Here is a 20,170-nt window from a genome sequence, read left to right on the forward strand (position 1 = left end):
GGAAACTATGGATAGAAATTTAACTTTAAATTTAGTAAGAGTTACAGAAGCTGCGGCAATTCGTTCTTCATATTTTTTAGGAAAAGGCGATAAAAACGGTGCTGACGGAGCGGCTGTTGAAGCCATGAGATCAATGTTCAACGAACTTCCAATGGAAGGAACTGTTGTAATCGGTGAAGGAGAAATGGATGAAGCTCCTATGTTGTATATCGGTGAAGTTGTAGGAAACGGACAAGAAGGAGTTGCAAAGGTTGATATAGCAGTTGACCCTGTTGATGGAACTTCTCTTGTAGCTAATGGATTGCCAAATGCGATTGCAGTTGCGGCTTGTGCACCTAAAGGTTGTTTATTACATGCTCCTGATATGTATATGGATAAAATCGCAGCTGGTCCTTTAGCTGTTGATTGCATACATATCGATTTACCTATTGAAATGAATATTAGAAGACTTGCGAGAGCTTTGGGAAAAGAAGTTGGCGAAGTTACAGTTAGTATTTTAAATAGAGAAAGACATCAAGATATTATAGATAGAGTTAGAAAACTTGGTGCGAGAATAAAACTTTTTGAAGCGGGAGATATTGCTCAAGCCATTGCGACTTGTATTGAAAACAGCGGTTGTGATTTAATGGTTGGAATCGGTGGAGCACCTGAAGGTGTTTTAGCAGCGGCGGCTATTAAAGCGTTAGGTGGAGTTTTCCAAGGAAGACTTGTTCCTGCTAATGAAGAAGAATTCAAAAGATGTGAAGCTATGGGACTTGAAGATCCATTAAAGGTTTTAGAAATGAATGATTTGGTAAATGGTGATGAAGTTTTATTTGCTGCAACAGGTGTAACTGATGGAGAACTTTTAAACGGAGTTAGACATATCGGTAATGATAGAGTTAAGACTTACTCTGTTGTAATGAGAGCAGAAACAGGAACAATTAGAAATATTGAAGCAACTCATAGAATTTCTAAAAAACCTGAATATGCAAAGATAAAGAGATAGTATGAATATAGAACTTTTAAAAGGAAAATATCTTGATGAATTAAAAACTATTGCAAAGTCTTATGGAATTGCAAATGTTTCAAAATATAAAAAGAACGAATTAATATCTGAAATTTTAAAGGCGGATAATGGCTTTGAAAGTGAAGAATCTGAAAAAGTAACGATAAACGAGCCTGTTGAAAATGAAAATGACTCAAAGACTAATACAAAAACTGTTTGTGGACTTATTGATATTACTGCAGACGGTTATGGTTTTTTGCGTTCAAATGGATATGACTCAGGAGAAGAAGACATTTATGTCTCACCAACTCAGATAAGAAGATTTAGACTTAAAAAGGGAGATAAAATTTTAGGTTTAACTAGAGAAAGTAAAGAAAGTGAAAAATTTTCTCCACTTATCTATATAAATGAAATAAATGATATTAAGGTTTCAGAATTAAAAACTAGAAAAGATTTTGACGATTTAATTCCGATTTATCCGAATGAAAAATATACTTTAGAAACTGAAAAGAACGAAGTTTCAACTAGAATAATTGACTTTTTAGTACCTATTGGAAAGGGACAGAGAGCTTTGATAGTCGCTCCTCCAAAGGCTGGAAAGACAAGCTTGCTTCGTTCGATTTTAAAAGGCATAGAAATCAATAATCCAAAGAGTAAAATTTTTGTTTTATTAATTGGAGAAAGACCTGAAGAAGTTACGGAAATGAAGAGATTTACAAAAGCTGAAGTAATCGCTTCAACTTTTGATGAATTACCTCAAAATCATATAAGACTTGCAGAATTTGTACTTGAAAGAGCAAAAAGACTTGTAGAGCTTGGAGAAGATGTAGTTATTTTGGTTGACAGCATAACAAGACTTTCAAGAGCCTACAATGTAAATACACCGTCCTCCGGAAAAACTCTTACGGGTGGACTTGATCCTTTTGCATTGCATAAACCTAAAAGATTTTTCGGCTCAGCGAGAAATGTTGAAAATGGTGGAAGTTTAACCATAATTGCGACAACTCTTGTGGATACGGGAAGTAAAATGGACGATATGATTTATGAAGAATTTAAGGGAACGGGAAATATGGAAATTCATTTGAGTAGAAAACTTTCAGAACTTAGAATTTTCCCTGCCATAGATATTTATAAATCAGGAACTAGAAAAGACGATTTACTTTTGAGTGAAGAAGAAATTCAATCTGCAAATTTAATTCGTAGAAAACTTTCAAATACAAATACTAATGAAATTATGGAAAATTTAGTAAAAAATATAAAGAAAACTGAAAACAACAAAGAATTCTTCAAAGCTATCTTAAAAAATAATTAAAAATTTAGTTTCAATTTGAAACTTTAAGGAGATTTTGATGAAAATTTTAGTTGTGTATTATTCCTATTCAGGAATAACTAGAAGATTAGCGGAAGATATCGCTTTGATTACAGATGGAGATTTATTGGAATTAAAACCACTAAGACCTTATTCATTTTCATATAATACAGCTGTAAAAGAAGCTAGAATTGAAATTGATAAGGGATACTGTCCGCCTTTAACTGAAGAAATAGGAAATATTGATGATGTAGATATAGTTTTTATAGGCTCACCTAATTGGCTTAAGACTTTTGCACCACCAGTTCTTACTTTTTTACGTAATGCAAATTTGGATGGCAAAACAATTATTCCTTTCTGCACTCATGGTGGTGGGGGATTTGGAATGATGATTGATGATATAAAGAAAGAATGTAAAAATTCCATAGTAAAAGATGGATTAGCATTAAGTGGATTTTACGATTTTGATGAATTACAAAAATGGCTAGAAAATAATTTATAGAATTATGGATTTTATAGAAAAACTCAACTTTGTGAAAGGTTGAGTTTTTACTTTTGGTATAGTATATTAGTAGATTTTTTGATGTATCTACTATACATTTACTCTGGAGATATTAACTATTGCTTCTAAAAATCGAGAAGATAGGAGTACTGTGGTGATACAGTCAACTTAAAGACTAAAAAACATTACAAAGATAAGCTGATAAAGGTAATACAATCGAAACAGAAAAACCAAAGAACAGAACGTAGCGGGTGGCAAACATATCAATGGTAAAATTAATCTAAATTTGCTATAATACTTATATATTGAAAGATTTTGAAAGGAAGGGAAATTATGAAAAATTCTTTATGCGAAAAGATAATGTGGTATGTCTTATCGCCTACCATATTTCAATTTATAAAACAATATTGGAAAGATATTGATATAAAGAATGTAAAAAGGATTTCTAAAAAAAATTATAAGGATATGATTAAACGGACACCGGATATAGGAAGCCTTAGAAAAAATCCTCTGAGAGTGTGTCTTACCAGCGGAATTTTGTGGCTGTCCATATATGAAGCGATGGAAGGAAAAATGGATCAAGAACAGTTTGGGGAAATGGTAAGCGCTACAATGGAAGCTCCTATATTAAAGAAAAACTTCCAAAAACAAAAGGCTTTTGATATAAAAACGCAAAAAAAGAAAATAGAAAAAAACAAGATTGCAAATGCAGTTTCTGATAGTGAGTTTAATTGGAATACAGAACTCATTTTAGGTAGAGACGAAAATGAATATACAGTGATATATCATAGATGTGGGCTTTGTGCCTTGGGTAAACAGGAACATCACGAGGAATTGATACCATATATGTGTAAGATGGATTATGATACTATTGCTATGATGGGCGGTGTACTAAAAAGAAAAGGAACAATAGCTACAGGTGCAGATTGTTGTGATTTTTATATATGTAAAAAAGGTTCAAAGTGGGATAAGTAAAAAGATTTTATGATTGAAATTTTTTATAGCGTAGTTAACAAATAACACGCTATACCATAGTAATTCACGAAGCAGTAAATCAAATTGGTTTGCTGTTTTTTTGCTGAAATTTAGAAGGAGAGTAAAGGAGAAAATGAAAAATATAGATGAAAAAATTATACAGAAAAAGATGGATTAGCCTTAAGTGCATTTTACGATTTTGATGAATTACAAAAATGGCTAGAAAATAACTTATAAAATTATGGATTTTATAGAAAAACTCAACTTTGCGAAAGGTTGAGTTTTTTTTCTATGCTATTTTTGTAAAGTTTTATACTATTTTAAATTTTTTATTCAATTATAATTGACTATGAAACCTTATGAGATCTTCAGAGCAATTGTATCTAAAGATAAAATTACCCCGTCAGACCTACTTTTGTTTACAAGCAAACAAAGTTAGGACTAGATTCACTTCGTTTTGCTTTGCTCAACTCCAGTCGAAATGACGTATAAAGAAAACTCTTCGATTTATAGCTTAACGTGAGTAGTAAATAAACTTCTAACTATATTTTAATCTGAATAAAAAAGAAATATTTCACGTCTTAGTATCTAGCAAAGTAAATCCCACAACACGTCATCTCGAGCGTAGTCGAGAGATCTCAACTATTATTTGTTTGCAAATAATAGTAAGTCCTGTAAAGGACTTATATAAAAAACAAAACAGTCATAATTATAACAAAATTATCCAAAAGATTTTTAGTTGATAAATTTTTTATCTTATATATCTACGATACATTTAGTTTTGCATGTAAACAAGCAAAACTATGAGATCTCCAGAGTCATTGTATCAAAGATACAACGACCCCGTCAGACCTACTTTTGTTTATAAGTAAACAAAGTTAGGGCTAGATTCACTTCACTATGTTCCGTTTCGGTCGAGATGACGTGTTGGACAATGTCGACTAGTTTGGTACTATGACGTGAAACTTTTTGCTATTCTAATTTTTTATAGAATTAAAAAACTCAACTTTGAAAAAAGCTGAGTTTTTGTTTTTGTCCTATTTATTTATGATTTGAAAGTCCAAACTTGTTTAGAAAATGGAATATTAAACTTAATACTACTGCAACCATACTTGCAAGAACCATTCCTTTTAATTGCATTCCAAAGAAATTAATTGAAATTCCACTAAGCCCTGTTACGAATACAACTGAAGTCAAAATCAAATTTTGGCTATTTGAATAGTCAACTTTTGAATCAACTAAAAGTCTTATTCCTGAAGTTCCAATCATTCCATAAAGTAAGAATGTTATTCCGCCGATTACATTTCCCGGTATGCTTTGAATTAACATACTTAATGGTGCTATAAATGCCATACATATTGAGATTACTGCTGCACCTGCAATTACATAAACTGAATAAACTTTAGTAACTGCCATAACACCGATGTTTTCTCCGTAAGTTGTTGTTGGAACTCCACCTACAAGAGCGGATAACATAGTTGAGAAGTTATCGGCAAAGATACTTCTATGTAAGCCCGGATCTTCTAAAAGATTTTGTCCGATAATATTACTTGTTACAACTTGATGACTTATATGTTCTGAAGTTATTACGAGTAATGCAGGAAACATTATCAAACTTGCTTTGAAGTCAAAAATCGGGAATTGAAATTCCGGTATTGTAAATAATGTTGAAGATGTAACTGTAGAAAAGTCAATCATTCCAAAAGCTAAAGAGGCTATATATCCACAGATGATAGCAATAAGTATTGGGATAGTTCCTAAAAATTTTCTAAATACAACTGAGCCTAAAATTGCAACTGAAAGTGTAATCATGAACACCCAAACGTCTGCACTTGTTGAAGTTTCAGTCAATATATTTGCACCGATTTTTCCGCCTGTTATTGTATTTCCTGCAAGTTCAAGACCAATAAGAGATACAACCGCACCCATTGCTGCCGGTGGAAGTACAATATTTATCCAATCAGTTCTAAATTTGTATATTAGGTAAGCCAAGATACAACCTAAAAATCCTGTTGTTGCAAATGCTCCAAGTGCATATCTATAACCCATAGTATTAATAATAACAGTACCTACTCCTAAAAATGCAAAACTTGAACCTAAATATGCAGGAGCTTTTCCTTTTGTGATAAAAATAAACAACAATGTACCTATACCATTCATCAAAAGAACAATGCCAGGGTTTACATTAAATAAAATTGGGACTAAAACTGAAGCTCCAAACATAGCAAAAGTATGTTGTAAACTCAAAGGTATAAGCATTGTTACGGGAACTTTATCCCTTACACCGATAATTTCTTTATTATTCATAAATCCTCCTTTGACTTAAGCTTTAAAAACATATAAAAAAAATGAAATAACAACAGTTATTCCATTAATAATTAAGTAAAATATTTTTAAAGACAGTAAGTCCACTATTAAAATTGAAAAAGAGTATCGTTAAAACAAAGTTAAAAAAGTTAAATAGATTTGTTTTAAAAAACTTAACTAAATTTGCCATAACTTACCTCCTTAAATTTATCTTTACAATTATACATCATAAAAAGCAAAAAGTAAAGTTTTAAAAACTATAAAAATTAAAGAATATCATTAAAAATTAAAATTTCCATTTTGAGTTTTAGCTTACTATAATTAGGTTTACATTAAACATTTTAAAAAGGAAACTTAATGTCATCATACTTTTAAGTTAAAATCATTTTAAAAATGAAAAGTATGTTATAATATAAAGGTGTGAAGGTATTATTTTATACTATTATAAATTATTTAGGAGTAAGAAATGAAAGATTATTTATCTAAAGTTAAAAAATATATTATTCTTCAAATAATTTTGGATTTTATTGGAGTTATTTGTTTAGCATTAACTCCATTGATTCAAAAGTGGTTATTCGACTATGGATTACAAAGTACGTCAAGTCAAATAATTTTAGCCATTCTATTATATGCTTTATTACTTGGAATTTATTCTCTAATGCAATATTTTTGCATTTTAGTAGCATTTAAATCAGGAATTTCATTTGAAACAAGACTTAAAAAGAGTTTTTTTGATAAAATTTTTAATATGAATGCTAAAGTTTTTCAAGAGAAGCCGATAGGGGAATATATTTCTATTCAATCAAATGATATTACTGCATTAGAACAAGATTATTTACAACCTATTGTAGATGTAATTCGTTCTGTAAGTATGATGTTGATTTATGGAGTTATTATTTTTATGAATATCAACTATAAAATTGGTTTAGTTGTAGTTTTATCTTCTATTTTTGCGATTTTTATCCCAAAGATATTTGGAAAAATGTTGGATAATAGTAGAAGTAATTATCAAAGACATCTTGGAAAATATACTTCAACTATTTCCGATTTGCTTGAAGGTTTTGGTTTAATAAATTCTAAAACAATTGAAAATATAAAAAATAGACATAATGAAATTCTACATAAAACAGCAGATAAAAGGTATGAATTTGGGAAGAAAAAGGCTCTTGTACTTGGAGTAAGTGATTTTATGACCAAAATGGTTAGGGCGTTAACTTTTGCTATTGTAGGATATTTATTCTATAAAAAAGAGATAACAGTAGGTGTGGCAATAGCAACACTAAGCTATTCTTCTGCATTTATTGACCCTATTGATAGTTTGCTCTATGACATTACTGCTATACGTTCAGTTAATTCTACAAAACAAAATATACTTTCATTTTTAAATCAAAAATCAGAAATAATAAATAAAAAAGAATTGGAAACTTTTAAAAACGAGCTGATTTTTGATAATGTAAATTTCACGGTTGATAAATTACAACTAGAAGATATAAATTTAAAAATAGAAAAAGGAAAAAAATATGCAATTGTTGGTAAATCAGGTGCAGGAAAGTCAACTTTTTTAAATTTATTACTTGGAATACATAAGCCAAATCAGGGGAAAGTCATTATTGATGGAGAAAATGTAAAAGAGCTTAATTTATCAAATACATTGCTTTATATGAGTCAACATGAGCATATTTATCGTGCATCTGTAAAAGAAAATATAACTGTTTTTGATTCATATTCCTATGATTATATTCCTAATAATGCCAACGAAGTTACGATAGTCAAAGATATACTCGGTAGAAATACTCCTGATTGTTCAAACTTTAGTGGTGGTGAAAAAAGAGTTCTAGCATTACTTCGTATATTATGCAGAAAAGGAGAAATACTAGTTTTGGATGAACCTTTTACGGGCGTTGATACGGAAAGTGTTTCAAGACTAGAAGATATTTTATTGAAATCTGATCAAACAGTTTTGATTGTAACACATAATACATCTACTGAGCATCTTAAAAAATTTGATAATATAATTAAGGTGATAGATGGAAATGTAATTATGAAAAAAGTAGATTTTTAAAATAGTTTAAAAAAACGGTTAATTTCTGAAAATAGCTGTTTTTTTATTTTATAATTTTAAAATATATAATATAGAAAGATAAATGATTATTTTAAAAATTATTATTTAAAATACAAGATAATGTCTATTTTAAGTTTATATCAGTTTATTTTATTAAGATTTCTTATAATATTTGATTTCGAGCTTTATAATTTATTTGTAAATAGACTTTAAATTCTTATTATAATAAATTATTTTTAAAATTAACTGACTATTTTTCATAAAATATTATTATTTTTAAAAATTATAATTCAACACTTTAAAAGTTAATTTTATTAAAAAGTATAAAATTTATTTATAATATGTTGACATACCTGTTATTTTGTGTTATCATTCAAATTGAATAAATTAAGAATTGGAGGGATATTATGTCTAAAAAGAAATTGAGTTTAAGAGCACTCGTTTTAATGGTGTTCACTTCTGTATTTGGTTTTACTAATGTAACAAGATCATATTATCTTATGGGATACGCAGCTATTCCTTGGTTTATTATATCTTGTTTAACTTTCTTTTTACCATTTGCATTTATGATTGCAGAATACGGAGCAGCTTTTAAGGATTCTGAAGGTGGAATGTATTCTTGGCTTGAAGGAACTTCAGGAGGTAAGTATGCATTTGTTGTAACATTTATGTGGTATTCAGCATTTATTGTATGGATGGTAAATGTTGGCTCAGGTATATGGATTGTTTTATCAAATGCAATTTTTGGAGTTGATAAAACTCAAAGCTGGTCACTATTCGGACTTGACTCTGTAAAAACATTAGGTATTCTTGCTATTATATGGATTATTGTTTTAACATTCATATCCACAAAGGGTGTTGATAAAATTAAGAAGTTCACATCTTTTGGGGGTAGTGCCGTAGCATTGATTAATGTATTTTTATTTGTTGGTGGAATTTTAATGTTAATCCTTAATAAAGGTGGAGTTGGAGATCCTATAACTGCTGATGCTTTTGTTCGTTCACCAAATCCTGCTTATGCCGGAGGCTTACAAGTTTTGTCATTTGTTGTTTATGCTATATTTGCATACGGTGGTTTGGAAATTGTCGGAGGACTTGTTGATCAAACTGAAAATGCTGAAAAGAACTTTCCAAAAGGGGTTGTTATTTCAGCCATTGTAATATCTTTAGGATACTCATTAGGTATTTTAATTTTTGGTACATTTACTAAATGGTCATTTGCATTTGCAGAATTTTCTAGCCAAAAAATTACTTTAGGTAATGTATCATATATTGCTATGAACCATATGGGATATCAATTAGGTCTTGCTTTTGGTCTTGCAGAATCTGCTGCTAGAAATGTAGGACTTTGGGTTTCTCGTTATATGGGTATTTCAATGTTCCTAGCATTAACAGGAGCTTTCTTTGCTCTTATTTATTCTCCACTAAAACAATTAATTGGTGGAACTCCTAAAGAATTATGGCCAGAATCATGGACTGAACAAAAAAATGGAATTTATACTAAACCAATGATTTATCAAGCAGTTTGTGTAATTATAATAATCTTTATAGTATCATTCGGTGGAAAGAGTGCACAACAATTTTTCCAAGTTTTAGTTTCAATGACAAATGTTTCAATGACTTTACCATATTTCTTCATCGCTTATTCATTCTTGGCGTTTAAAAGAGATGATAAGATAGAAAGACCTTTTGTAAAATTCAAAACTTATGCATCAGCTAAAGTTGCGGTTGCGGTTGCTTGTTTTATAGTAGGTTTTGCAAATTTATTTACAGTTATTGAACCTGCAATCACATCAGGAGACTGGTTAACAACTATAATGTCAGTTGCAGGACCATTAGTATTTACTTTAATTGCACTATATCTTTATGGAAGAATGGAAAAATCAAAGGGAATAAATTAATATTAACAAATAATATAAAAAACGACAAATCTTAAAGATTTGTCGTTTTTTGATTGTATTTATGTTTAATTTTTTTATTTTCTTTTTAATATTGGTGATATTCTTTTGTATAATAATGATGTTACTATTGAAGTAACAGCTGTTTTAACTAAGTTAAAAGGTAATACTGAGAATAGCATTAATGTAAAGTAACTTTTTACCAGTGGATTAATTTTTGCTACCATTCCGACAAAAGCATTTAAGTCAATTTTTAAAAGTTTTGCATAAAGTGGAAATATTATAAAATAATTGCTCAAAGTTGCAATTATTGACATTGAAATACTACCTATTACAAGTCCTAGTAAAGCAGATTTTTTGCTTTTATTGTGTTTATAGATAAAAGCAGTTGTCAAAACGAAAGCTGATGAAACTATTAAGTTTGAAAGCTCTCCGACATAAAAAGTTTTTGTTCCGTTAATTACAATATTAAGTAAAATTTTTATACATACAATTAAAAATCCTGCTAATGGTCCCATTGCAAATCCACCGATTAATGCAGGAAGCTCTGCAATATCCATTTCCATAAATGTAGGGGCAAAAGGTAGTGGGACTTTAATAAACATTAAAAGCACTGATATTGATGCAAGAATTGCAATTTTTGTAATTTCTGAAATGCCAAATTTTTTGTTGTTCATAATAACCTCCTAAATTTTAGCAAAAAAAAATGCCATCTTTAGGGCATAACAATTTCTTCTCTCATCCAGACTTTAACTGTCGGTATTGGAATTTCACCAATTCAGCATAATGCTCGCAGACTTTACTGCCGGTGAGGAAACGACCCTCGCCCTGAAGACAAGTTGAGTATAACATAAATAATAAACATTGTCAATATAAAAGACAAAAATATGCTTAATTTACTTTTAAAAGAGTTTTTAATAAGAAATTCTAATAAATAAGGGGATATTCATTAGAAAAACTTATTAATTGATAAAATATTTGCAAAAAAATTTTTTATGATATATAATTTAAGGGCGTAAAAATATTTTTAAGGAGGTAGCATTGTAATGAAAATGCTTAAAAAAATCTTTGCATTTGTACTTTTGTTTTCGATAACATTTAGTTCCATCGGAATAAGTAGTTATGCAAAAGAGACAAGTGCTTTAACTGAAGTTGAAGATTCAACTGTTATGTCTCCTACTGAGGACGGAAAGAGAACTTTCACACTTAAGGGGTCCGACCTGGAAGAAAAAGACATTAAGGCGAAAGTAGTGCTAAAAGGGAGTACTGAACGTTTAACAGAAGTTGAAAATTCAATTACTTTTTCTGATGAAACAAAAGAAAGTTCAAGTAGAAAAATAGTTACTTTAACTTTTCCAAAAAATGAAACAGGAAAAAGCATACAATATGAAGTTGCTTTTGGTGTAAATGGTAATTCCGGTTCATTTTATGAAGAATTTAAAAAGCTTGTTAGAATTAGAAAGAGTACATCAAATGGCGGTGGAGGAGTTGTAGTTCCTCCGGTAAATCCTGAACAACCTAATCCTGTTGAAGAAAATGCGATTTTAAATGCAATGGCAGATAAAGAAAATTTGCCAACAGAAGGTGGAGAAGTAAATTTAACTGTATATACTAAGAAAATTAATGATAAACATATTTCTCCTGAAAATGTAAAACTTCAAATATCATTAGATGGGGTTGTAACTGAATTAGGAAAAAATGTAGAAGTTAAAGGGGATAAAGCTAAAAAGACTATTACTTTGAATTTTCCTAAAAATACTACTTCTAAGGAACAAGTTTATACTATAAAATTTAATGCAAAAGGCTCTGAAACAGATTTTCAAGCTGAACCGACAGTTACTATTAAAGTTGCTCCTTCTGAACAAAATAATGATGAAAATGCAATTGTCAGAGTAACACCTGAAAATCAAAACTTAGCGGCAGAGGGTGGAGAAGTTAATTTAGAATTAATTACTAAAAGAATTAATGACAATCATATTCCTGCTAATCAAGTAAAGGTTCAAGTTTTATTAAATAATGTACCAACTGATTTAGGAAAAAGTGCTGTAGTAACAGGGGACAAGGCTAAAAAGACTGTTTCAATTGATTTTCCTAAAAATAATACAACAAGTGAACAAGTTTATACTTTAAAATTCAATACAAACGGGTCTGAAACAGTATTTCAAGATAATCCGACAGTAACTGTTACAGTTGCTCCGGGATCTGAAGAAAATAATATGGTAATAAATGAACTTAAAGTAAAAACTCCTAATATGCCAAAGGTAGGTGGGGTTAATACTATTACTGTAAAAGGTGAAAATTTAGAGTCTGATAAACTTAAACTTGAAATTTTTAAGGTTGAAAACGGTATTGAAAATAAAATTAATATGGATTATACTTTCAACGGAACAAATAAAGTTCAAAGTGCAACTTTAAAATTCCCTGAAGCAAAATCAAATAAGGAAGAAGTTTATAAGATTAGATTAAATGATAAAGAAGTTACTGTTACTGTAGGTGGCGAAGAAAGTGGAGATATTATAGATTTATTACCAAGTAATGTATATCTTGACAATAGTAAGACAAAAATAACTGTAAAATTTGATGAGAGAGTTTTTGAAGTTAAAGATAATGAAACTTTAAAAGCCGGTATTTCTTATAAAAAATCTACAACAGACAATTTTGAAAAGTTAAAAGCGGAAGATAAGGTTGAAGTTGTTGGAGATAAAATTGTCATAACTTTGGCTAATAAAATAGATATTAAAACCGGTGCGACAATTAGATTTGAAGAAAGAATAATAAAAGACGGGGAAAATAGAGAAAATAGAGCTTTTGAACAATTTATAAAAGATGCTTTTCCAACAGTAAATGAAGCTAATTTTGTTGAAGGAGAAATTTTAACTAAATTAGGTGGAAATTCAAAAGTTAAATTAGTTGGAGAAAACTTAAGTGAAGCTGTTAAGGTCAAAATTCTAATAAATAATAAGGATAAAACTTCAAATTCAGAAATAACAGAATCAGCAAATGTAAATGTAGAAGTTGTAAATAATACTGAACAAATTATAAGTTTTACCTTACCTGAAAATAAAACCGACAAAGCTGAAACTTATTCAGTTATGGTATCATTGGATAATGGAAAGACATATTCTTCAGCAATTGGAGTAAATATATTGGAAAATAGAGCTAAAAGATTAGTTGCAACAGTTTTGCCTACCGATAAAATAACTGACAAGCCAATCTTAAGTTTTATGTCAATTCAATCTTATGGAACTTCAGGTGGCGGTACTGAACAACCTGATGTAACTCATACTTATACTCCGGTAGGTCAAGAAAGTAAAAAAACTTGGGTTACTATGTTCGGAGCTAATTTCAATAAGACTTTGACAAAGATAAAAATTGTAGATGAAAACGGAATAGAATGGTATCCATTACAAAATGAAGGTACATCCGATAGTATGGACAACTTTATAATGGTTAGTTCAGATGGAACAGGAATCTATGGAAATGGCAATACACAAATGTTTGAACTTATTTGTCCTAGAAATGTTACAAATCCTAAAAATCCAAATGGAGATGTTACTTTTAAATTTTTAGTTGCTGTTGACGGAGAAAATTATGACGAGGAAGTTTTTGTAAGAGCAACTGTTGTAAATGACAAAGTTGGCAAAAAAGAAAATATGACAGCAGATGAAATATCTGAAGTAAAAGTAAAACATGAAACAGAAGATGGAAAAGTGGCTTTCAAAGGGGCTACTGTTAAAGGTTATAAATGGTCTAAACTAAGATCTTTTAATGTAAGACCTATAGAAAATAATGCAAATTTTGAAGCTTTAAAATACAAGATTGTTAGAGCCGACGGAAGTGTTGAAGAAAAAGAAATTGGACATATCCACGAAGAAAAAGTTAGAGATATTAAAGAAGTAACTTTTATCTATAAGAGCAATATAAATCTTGACGAATTAAATAAAGCAATAACAAATGCGAATATAGCAAAAGGTACAGATAAATACAAATATGCTACAGAAGAAATCAAAAATGAGTTCGACAAGGCATTAGAAGAAGCTGTTAATGCTGTAGAAAATCCTGTAAGTCAAGAAAATGTAAACAATTTGGCAAAGGCCTTAAAGGAAAAGACAGAAAAATTAGACGGTGTTAAACCTGAAAATTCTGAAGAAGAAGTTACTAAAGTTACTGATGAAAAAACAAAAATTTCAGTTACGGGTAAAAATTTATCCGGAAAGGAACTTGTAGTTGAAAAAATAGATGCTAATCAAATTCCTTCTTTGAAAGGTAAAAATGTGTCATTATTTGATATTTCATTTAGAGATGCAGTTACAAAAGAAAAGGTAAATTTACCTATTGGACATTATGTCGTTGAAATTCCTAAAGAAAAAGGAAAAATTGCAGATCAACTTTATTATGTTGCTGATGACGGAAAGCTTGAAGCTTTAACTTTTGTGCATAATGATGGTTATATAAAATTTGTTGCAAATCATTTTTCAAAATATGCAGTAGAGTATAGAGCTGAAAAACCTGAAGATAACAACAAACTTGGAAATGACAACAACAAACCGGGAAATGATAACAACAAATCGGGAAATAATGAAAAACCTGATAATAGAACAGCTAGAAAACCAAAATTAGCTAAAACAGGTATTGCACAAATTTCATTATTACCTACAATTCTTTTAGGAATTGCATCGGTTGTAATTTCTAAAAAGAGAAGATAAATATTAATTATAAAGAACTTCAATAATTTTATTGAAGTTCTTTTTTTATAAACATTATAAAACGAGCATTATATTATAAATAATTATAATGAATAAACATTTTCAATTAATAATTCTAATTTTACTACATAATATATATGTGTTATAATACAAATGTAAATATGTGAAGTATTGTATTTGGCTAAATGATAATAACAAATATTTTCTGCCGGAGGTGAATTTTAAAAATAGTCAGATACAAAGCTAAAAGTTATTTTATCATAGAATTTCTTGAAAATATCTAAAAGAATAACGAGTATAAATTAAGGAGATATGGTTTAATATCAAAAATTATGGAAAATTTGAGAGAAGAAATTTTAGAACTTAGGCGAAATGCTTTTGTAGAGACAATAATGGGCTTGGATAATGAAAGATACATAATAGGTTACTTGGGAAGAACTGTTCCAAAAGAGATATTTTACGGTTTTGACTTAGTACCTTTACCTTTAGACGGAGTAGATAAATACATATTAGAATATTCCAACCAAAAAGATTTGTGTAGCATAGTAGATTCAACTCTTACTTATGCTATGACAAAAAAATGCCCTTTACTTTATAATGCAAAATTGGTTGTTGTAGATAATTCATGCCCTTTACTTTTAAAAATATTAAAAGAAAATTTAAAGGACAAGATTTTTTTCTATGATGGTAATATAAATAATTTAAAAAATAGAGTGGAGGACGTTTATAAAAGAGATTTTTCTGAAATAAATTTCTTAAAAGCCGTTGAATTATCTAAAAATATTTCTTCAAAATTGGAAAGTCTTTCCAAAACCGATATTGACTCCAGATTTTTATATGAAGTTGAATTTTATACTCAATTCATTTTCTCTTTGGAAGACAAAATTAATATGATTGATAGGGTCTTGGCTAATTTTAAAGATGTTGATAAAAAAAGACAAAAGTTATATGTTCCAAGAGCAATTCAGATTTTGGACGATATAGATAAAAAATATAAGGACTATCAAATCATAGAAAATTTTTGTCTGGGAGAAGTTTTTAAAACTTATAAAAGTAGTGGTTATGAGTTTTTGAAAGAAAAGTATAATAATAAGAAAACAAAAAAATTAGATATTTTGTATCAAGATTGTCCCTATGATAATAAATAGAATTTTATAGGAGGCAATAAAATGGCTGATTACAGAAAAATGTGGAAAGATTTGAATATGGATGTCGATACTCATGATATTTTATGTGAAGTTTTACCTGTCGCATTCGGAGATGTTTTTTTAAGTCAAGAAAATAGACCTGAGAGTATGGACTATTTTAATATGGTTGTTGCAGAAATTCACGGAATTAGACCTGCAGAACTTATTGAATTTCAAAAGAAGGGTGGAAAAGTTGTAGGTTCTTTCTGTATCCACGTTCCTGATGAAGTGGTAGTTGCATCGGGAGCTATTGCAACAGGTCTATGTAGCGGATCTCAATTTTGGGTTCCGGGTGGGGAAAAAGTACTTCCAACATCTACTTGTCCATTGATTAAGGCATCTTTGGGAGCAAGATTTGACAGAACTTGTCCGTTCTTTAGAATTGCTGACCTTTTCGTTGGAGAAACAACTTGTGACGGAAAGAAAAAAGCTTGGGAAATTTTAGCAAAAGATGCTCCAATGTATATAATGGATATTCCACAAATGAAGAGAGAAAAAGACTTTGTTAAATGGAAAGAAGAAATAGAAGGCTATATGGTTGAACTAGAAAAATTGACAGGAAATAAGATTACAGAAGAAAGCCTTAGAAATGCTATTGTAACTTTGAATAATAAGAGAAGGGCTTTACAAAGATTAAATAGTTTTAGAAAACTTGAAAATGTGCCTATTTCAGGAAGAGATGTACTACTTATTACACAAATAGCATTCTATGATGATCCTGAAAGATTTACTGCACAAGTAAATAGACTTTGTGACGAACTTGAAGAAAGAGCAAAGAATAATGTAAGCGTATTTAAAAAAGGTACGAAGAGAATTTTACTTACCGGTACACCATTATCAATTCCAAACTGGAAGATTCACCAAATAGTTGAAAATATCGGAGGAATGATTGTATGTGAAGAAATGTGTACTGGTAATAGGTATTCTGAACATCTAGTAGATGAAAATGGAAAGACAATGGATGAAATGGTTGAAAATCTAACTCGTAGATACTTAGGAAGCATAAACTGTGCATGCTTTACTCCAAATACTGAAAGAGTTGAAGATATAATAAGATTAATTAAAGAGTATAATATTGATGGAGTTATCGATGTAAACTTGAAGTTCTGTACACTTTATGATACAGAGGGAACAATAGTTGAAAAAGCTTTGAAAGAAGCTAAAATTCCTGTTCTTGGAATAGAAACCGACTATACGGATGCTGATAGCGAACAATTAAAAACAAGAATTGGTGCATTTATAGAAATGTTAAGCTAATGTTGTATTATGTTTTCTTTAAGGATACCAAAAACGGTCAGGAGCTTTATCAATTAATGAAGCAAAATGGAATAAAATGTACAATAGCACCAACTCCAAAAACGGAAGATCACTGTTGCGGAATAAGTATTTTGTTTGATAATTTTGAAGATAAAGCATTAATTGAAAAGTTGATTTTGGAAAATGGTATCGAGATTTTAAAATTTTATGAAAAAGAGAAAGATATAAATCCTAATCGAATGAGATTTTGCTAGAAAGAAAAACCCTTCTTGTATTTAGTACAAGTTTAGGGTTTTTCTTTTTCTATGAAATTTTCATATATTTTTGCACAAAAAAACTCCAACGGAAATTGTTGAAGTTTTCTCTTTGTTCAAATTATCTTTCAACACTTAATTTAAAAGTTTCTTCCTCTTTATCGAAAGCTAAAGAATAAGTTTTTCCCTTTTCAACTTCAAGTGAAAGTTTTGTAGGACCCCAAGTTGTAGTTACATTTTTATGCAATATTCCCGGTCTTGTATAACTGTAAGTGAGTTCAACATCAACAGTTCCCGGTAAAGCATAAATTACAGACTTAGTTCCTTCATAAGCAATACTTGGATAAGCATTTTGACTTAAAATTCTTCCTACAAGAGATTTTGAAGTGATTGGGCTAAAACTTGTAGATAAATAAATTTTAACCGCATCAGGATGATCTGAAAGCCATCTTTCATATCCTTGTTTTCTTTTCTTTGACCAAATTACAATTCCAACAACATAAATAATTAAAACGGCGGGAATTATATAAGCCATAACTCCCATATTTTTAATCATCTGTGAAATATTATTCATAGTATCCTCCTAATATAAAATTATTTTGCTTTTAACGTAATTGATTCCGCTTCATCTCCGATAATAGTAAGATCTTCAATGAGCTTTTGAAATTGTTTATAACCTAATAATGAAAGATCATAACTTTTAGTATTATCATTTGAATCAGTTACATATAAAGTTAGAATATCATTATTTTTTATTCTAGCTTTCATTGCACATTCTTCTATATTATATTCATCAATTTTTTTGCCTTTTACGACTGTTAAAGTTTCATCAGTAACTTTAACATATAATTTTTTATCACTAAGTGTAAAATATAATGACACAATTCCTACAATTGCTACCACTATTACATTGACATATAGTTGGACAAAGAAATGTAAAATAAAGCCTAAAAATGCACAAGCAATAACCAACGTTACCAATTCTTTTACAAATTGAAAAGAAGTTGATTTGTAGATTCTTTCGTTCATAAATTTCTCCTTTCAATAAATTTTTTATAATTAACATACTTTGGTTTATGTAAAGTAAAGTATGTTGAAATCAATTCTTTTGAAGTAAATTTATTACTTATTTTAAATTCTTTCTTGTAAATATCATCTTGCCTGCAGGTGTTTGCAATATGCTTGTTACCGTTGTTTCTATTGTCTGTCCGATGTAATCTTTTCCGTCTTCAACTACAATCATAGTTCCGTCAGGAAGATAACCAAGACCTTGTTCAGGCTCTTTACCACGATTAATGACTTCAACAACAAGCTTTTCTCCTTGAATTACAACCGGTTTAACTGCAAGTGCAAGTTCATTTACATTGAGTATAGAAATTTTTTGAAGTGATGCAACTTTATTTAAATTATAGTCATTAGTAATTAACTTACCATTATAATCTTCTGTCAATTTTAAAAGTTTATGATCAACTTCCTTAATATTTTTATAATCTTTATCTACAATTTTTATTTCAATATTCTTTTCGTTTTGTAACAAATCTAAAATATCAAGACCGCGTCTGCCTCTTTGTCTTCTGTTTGGATCTTCAGAATCGGCAATATATTGCAATTCTTTAACCATAAACATCGGAATTATAATTGGTCCTTCTACAAAACCTGTTTTTACTATATCGTAAATTCTTCCGTCAATAATAACAGAAGTATCTAATATTTTAGGGCAAGAATGCCCTTTTTTGTTGGATTTTTCTTTTGAAAAAATTTTGAATTTCAAGATTTCTTCTTTTTTATCTACTGCAATTTTAATTCCTACAAATCCGAGTGCAACATATATAAAAATACTAATTGTTGCGCTCAATAAATTTCCGATAACCGGAAATTTTATATTTGAAATAGGTAATGAAATTAAGAAAGCTATAACAAGACCAACTATAAGTCCCAAGATTGCGATAACAAAATCTGAAGTTGGTGTCTTTTGAGCTTTTTTAATCATAACATCAAAATTACCTGTTAGTTTCTTTAAAATTGCGGGGAATAATAAATAAAAAATAATACCAAAAATAATTGCAAAAACCGAATAAATCGAAACTATAACAGGGTTACTTAAACGTAACTCAAAAACTTGACCAACTCCGTAGGCTAATAAAATCCCAATAAGCCCACCAAAAACAAAGGTCAAGTACCTTAAAACTTTATACATACTTCCCTCCTAATGTTCTATAGAATAATCTATAATTTTATTTATTTTGTTTTTTGGAAAACCACTTACCATTACAAATTCTGAAATCAAAATTCGCTTTGCAAGGTTTAACATGAATAATTCTTTTAGAGAAAGTTTACCCTTTTCGTTTCTAACAGCCAAACCTTTAAAAACATAAGCAATTTCGAAAATATCAGAAGACTTAAGCTTTTGTGTGTTTTCTCTATATCTTTGAATCCAATTGTTTGGCATAGGGCATTTCTCATTATTAATATAATTGTAAACTCTATCAAGGGTGTCTTCGTTTACGAGCTCTCTAAATTCAAATTTATCAATATCTTTTTCTTTAATAAAAATATGTAAATTTTGCTCAAAAGGGAGTTCTATAACATAAAATCTTTCACAATTATCGCCGAAACTTTTGATTTCTATGCTTTTAACCAATCCTGCTCCATGCATAGGATAAAATATTTTGTCTCCAACATCCATAGCAAACTCCTAAAATAAAACCCTAACTACATAACAACC

At 29.4% G+C, this 20,170-nt stretch carries 17 protein-coding genes and 1 riboswitch; of the genes, 10 read left to right on the forward strand and 7 right to left on the reverse strand.

The window, feature by feature from the left end; translation table 11 throughout:
• Positions 1 to 7: 7 nt before the first annotated feature.
• The 4 genes from glpX to ACMX2D_RS03670 all read left to right on the forward strand — a co-directional run bounded on the left by glpX (position 8) and on the right by ACMX2D_RS03670 (position 3,774).
• On the forward strand, positions 8 to 988 hold the full coding sequence (gene glpX, locus ACMX2D_RS03655; protein WP_009447991.1) for a class II fructose-bisphosphatase: 981 nt from the start codon (positions 8 to 10) through the stop codon (positions 986 to 988).
• Position 989: 1 nt separating this feature from the next.
• On the forward strand, positions 990 to 2,300 hold the full coding sequence (gene rho, locus ACMX2D_RS03660; RefSeq protein WP_414972739.1) for a transcription termination factor Rho: 1,311 nt from the start codon (positions 990 to 992) through the stop codon (positions 2,298 to 2,300).
• Between the two features lie 37 nt (positions 2,301 to 2,337).
• Positions 2,338 to 2,799: a flavodoxin gene (locus ACMX2D_RS03665; protein ID WP_009448016.1), complete on the forward strand. Its 462-nt coding sequence runs from the start codon at positions 2,338 to 2,340 to the stop codon at positions 2,797 to 2,799.
• Between the two features lie 333 nt (positions 2,800 to 3,132).
• The gene (locus ACMX2D_RS03670; RefSeq protein ID WP_414972740.1) at positions 3,133 to 3,774 is read left to right on the forward strand and encodes an L-2-amino-thiazoline-4-carboxylic acid hydrolase; all 642 of its coding nucleotides are present in this window, start codon (positions 3,133 to 3,135) and stop codon (positions 3,772 to 3,774) included.
• A gap of 1,041 nt (positions 3,775 to 4,815) precedes the next feature.
• Here ACMX2D_RS03670 and uraA read toward each other — a convergent pair.
• Positions 4,816 to 6,081 carry a uracil permease gene (gene uraA / locus ACMX2D_RS03675; protein WP_414972741.1) on the reverse strand — a complete coding sequence of 422 codons (1,266 nt, stop codon included), beginning with the start codon at positions 6,079 to 6,081 and terminating at the stop codon, positions 4,816 to 4,818.
• Between the two features lie 64 nt (positions 6,082 to 6,145).
• Positions 6,146 to 6,271, reverse strand: a complete 126-nt coding sequence (locus ACMX2D_RS03680; protein WP_414971387.1) for a hypothetical protein — start codon at positions 6,269 to 6,271, stop codon at positions 6,146 to 6,148.
• Between the two features lie 276 nt (positions 6,272 to 6,547).
• Between ACMX2D_RS03680 and ACMX2D_RS03685 the strand changes: the two genes are divergently transcribed.
• Together ACMX2D_RS03685 and yjeM are read left to right on the forward strand one after the other, a co-directional pair.
• Positions 6,548 to 8,143 carry an ATP-binding cassette domain-containing protein gene (locus ACMX2D_RS03685; RefSeq protein ID WP_414972742.1) on the forward strand — a complete coding sequence of 532 codons (1,596 nt, stop codon included), beginning with the start codon at positions 6,548 to 6,550 and terminating at the stop codon, positions 8,141 to 8,143.
• 407 nt (positions 8,144 to 8,550) lie between these two features.
• Positions 8,551 to 10,044, forward strand: a complete 1,494-nt coding sequence (gene yjeM / locus ACMX2D_RS03690) for a glutamate/gamma-aminobutyrate family transporter YjeM (protein WP_414972743.1) — start codon at positions 8,551 to 8,553, stop codon at positions 10,042 to 10,044.
• A 74-nt stretch (positions 10,045 to 10,118) separates the two neighbouring features.
• On the opposite strand, the gene ACMX2D_RS03695 is transcribed toward yjeM, so the two are convergent.
• Positions 10,119 to 10,718 (reverse strand): ECF transporter S component, encoded by a 600-nt coding sequence (locus ACMX2D_RS03695; protein WP_009447923.1) that lies wholly within the window; start codon positions 10,716 to 10,718, stop codon positions 10,119 to 10,121.
• Positions 10,719 to 10,767: 49 nt separating this feature from the next.
• A riboswitch (FMN riboswitch) is annotated at positions 10,768 to 10,881 on the reverse strand.
• A 206-nt stretch (positions 10,882 to 11,087) separates the two neighbouring features.
• Here ACMX2D_RS03695 and ACMX2D_RS03700 point away from each other — a divergent pair.
• The 4 genes from ACMX2D_RS03700 to ACMX2D_RS03715 all read left to right on the forward strand — a co-directional run bounded on the left by ACMX2D_RS03700 (position 11,088) and on the right by ACMX2D_RS03715 (position 17,445).
• Positions 11,088 to 14,747: an N-acetylmuramoyl-L-alanine amidase family protein gene (locus ACMX2D_RS03700; RefSeq protein ID WP_414972744.1), complete on the forward strand. Its 3,660-nt coding sequence runs from the start codon at positions 11,088 to 11,090 to the stop codon at positions 14,745 to 14,747.
• Between the two features lie 332 nt (positions 14,748 to 15,079).
• Positions 15,080 to 15,895 (forward strand): 2-hydroxyacyl-CoA dehydratase, encoded by an 816-nt coding sequence (locus tag ACMX2D_RS03705; RefSeq protein WP_414972745.1) that lies wholly within the window; start codon positions 15,080 to 15,082, stop codon positions 15,893 to 15,895.
• 21 nt (positions 15,896 to 15,916) lie between these two features.
• A complete protein-coding gene (locus ACMX2D_RS03710) occupies positions 15,917 to 17,191 on the forward strand; it encodes a double-cubane-cluster-containing anaerobic reductase (protein ID WP_414972747.1) in 1,275 nt (424 codons plus the stop codon).
• Complete coding sequence (locus tag ACMX2D_RS03715; protein WP_414972748.1) at positions 17,191 to 17,445, forward strand: putative Se/S carrier protein; 255 nt, start codon at positions 17,191 to 17,193, stop codon at positions 17,443 to 17,445. The genes ACMX2D_RS03710 and ACMX2D_RS03715 overlap by 1 nt, the downstream gene beginning before the upstream one ends.
• 121 nt (positions 17,446 to 17,566) lie before the next feature.
• Here the strand turns inward: ACMX2D_RS03715 and ACMX2D_RS03720 are convergent, their stop codons facing one another.
• The 4 genes from ACMX2D_RS03720 to ACMX2D_RS03735 all read right to left on the reverse strand — a co-directional run bounded on the left by ACMX2D_RS03720 (position 17,567) and on the right by ACMX2D_RS03735 (position 20,131).
• Entirely contained in the window at positions 17,567 to 18,019 is a 453-nt protein-coding gene (locus tag ACMX2D_RS03720) for a hypothetical protein (protein WP_150263347.1), read from the reverse strand.
• 20 nt (positions 18,020 to 18,039) lie between these two features.
• A complete protein-coding gene (locus tag ACMX2D_RS03725) occupies positions 18,040 to 18,474 on the reverse strand; it encodes a hypothetical protein (protein ID WP_414972749.1) in 435 nt (144 codons plus the stop codon).
• Between the two features lie 97 nt (positions 18,475 to 18,571).
• Positions 18,572 to 19,642: a PIN/TRAM domain-containing protein gene (locus tag ACMX2D_RS03730; RefSeq protein ID WP_009448028.1), complete on the reverse strand. Its 1,071-nt coding sequence runs from the start codon at positions 19,640 to 19,642 to the stop codon at positions 18,572 to 18,574.
• A gap of 9 nt (positions 19,643 to 19,651) precedes the next feature.
• Positions 19,652 to 20,131 carry a CarD family transcriptional regulator gene (locus ACMX2D_RS03735; protein ID WP_414972750.1) on the reverse strand — a complete coding sequence of 160 codons (480 nt, stop codon included), beginning with the start codon at positions 20,129 to 20,131 and terminating at the stop codon, positions 19,652 to 19,654.
• Positions 20,132 to 20,170: the final 39 nt, after the last annotated feature.

Origin of the sequence: Parvimonas oralis (genome assembly GCF_047608425.1) — a bacterium.
GTDB lineage: Bacteria > Bacillota > Clostridia > Tissierellales > Peptoniphilaceae > Parvimonas.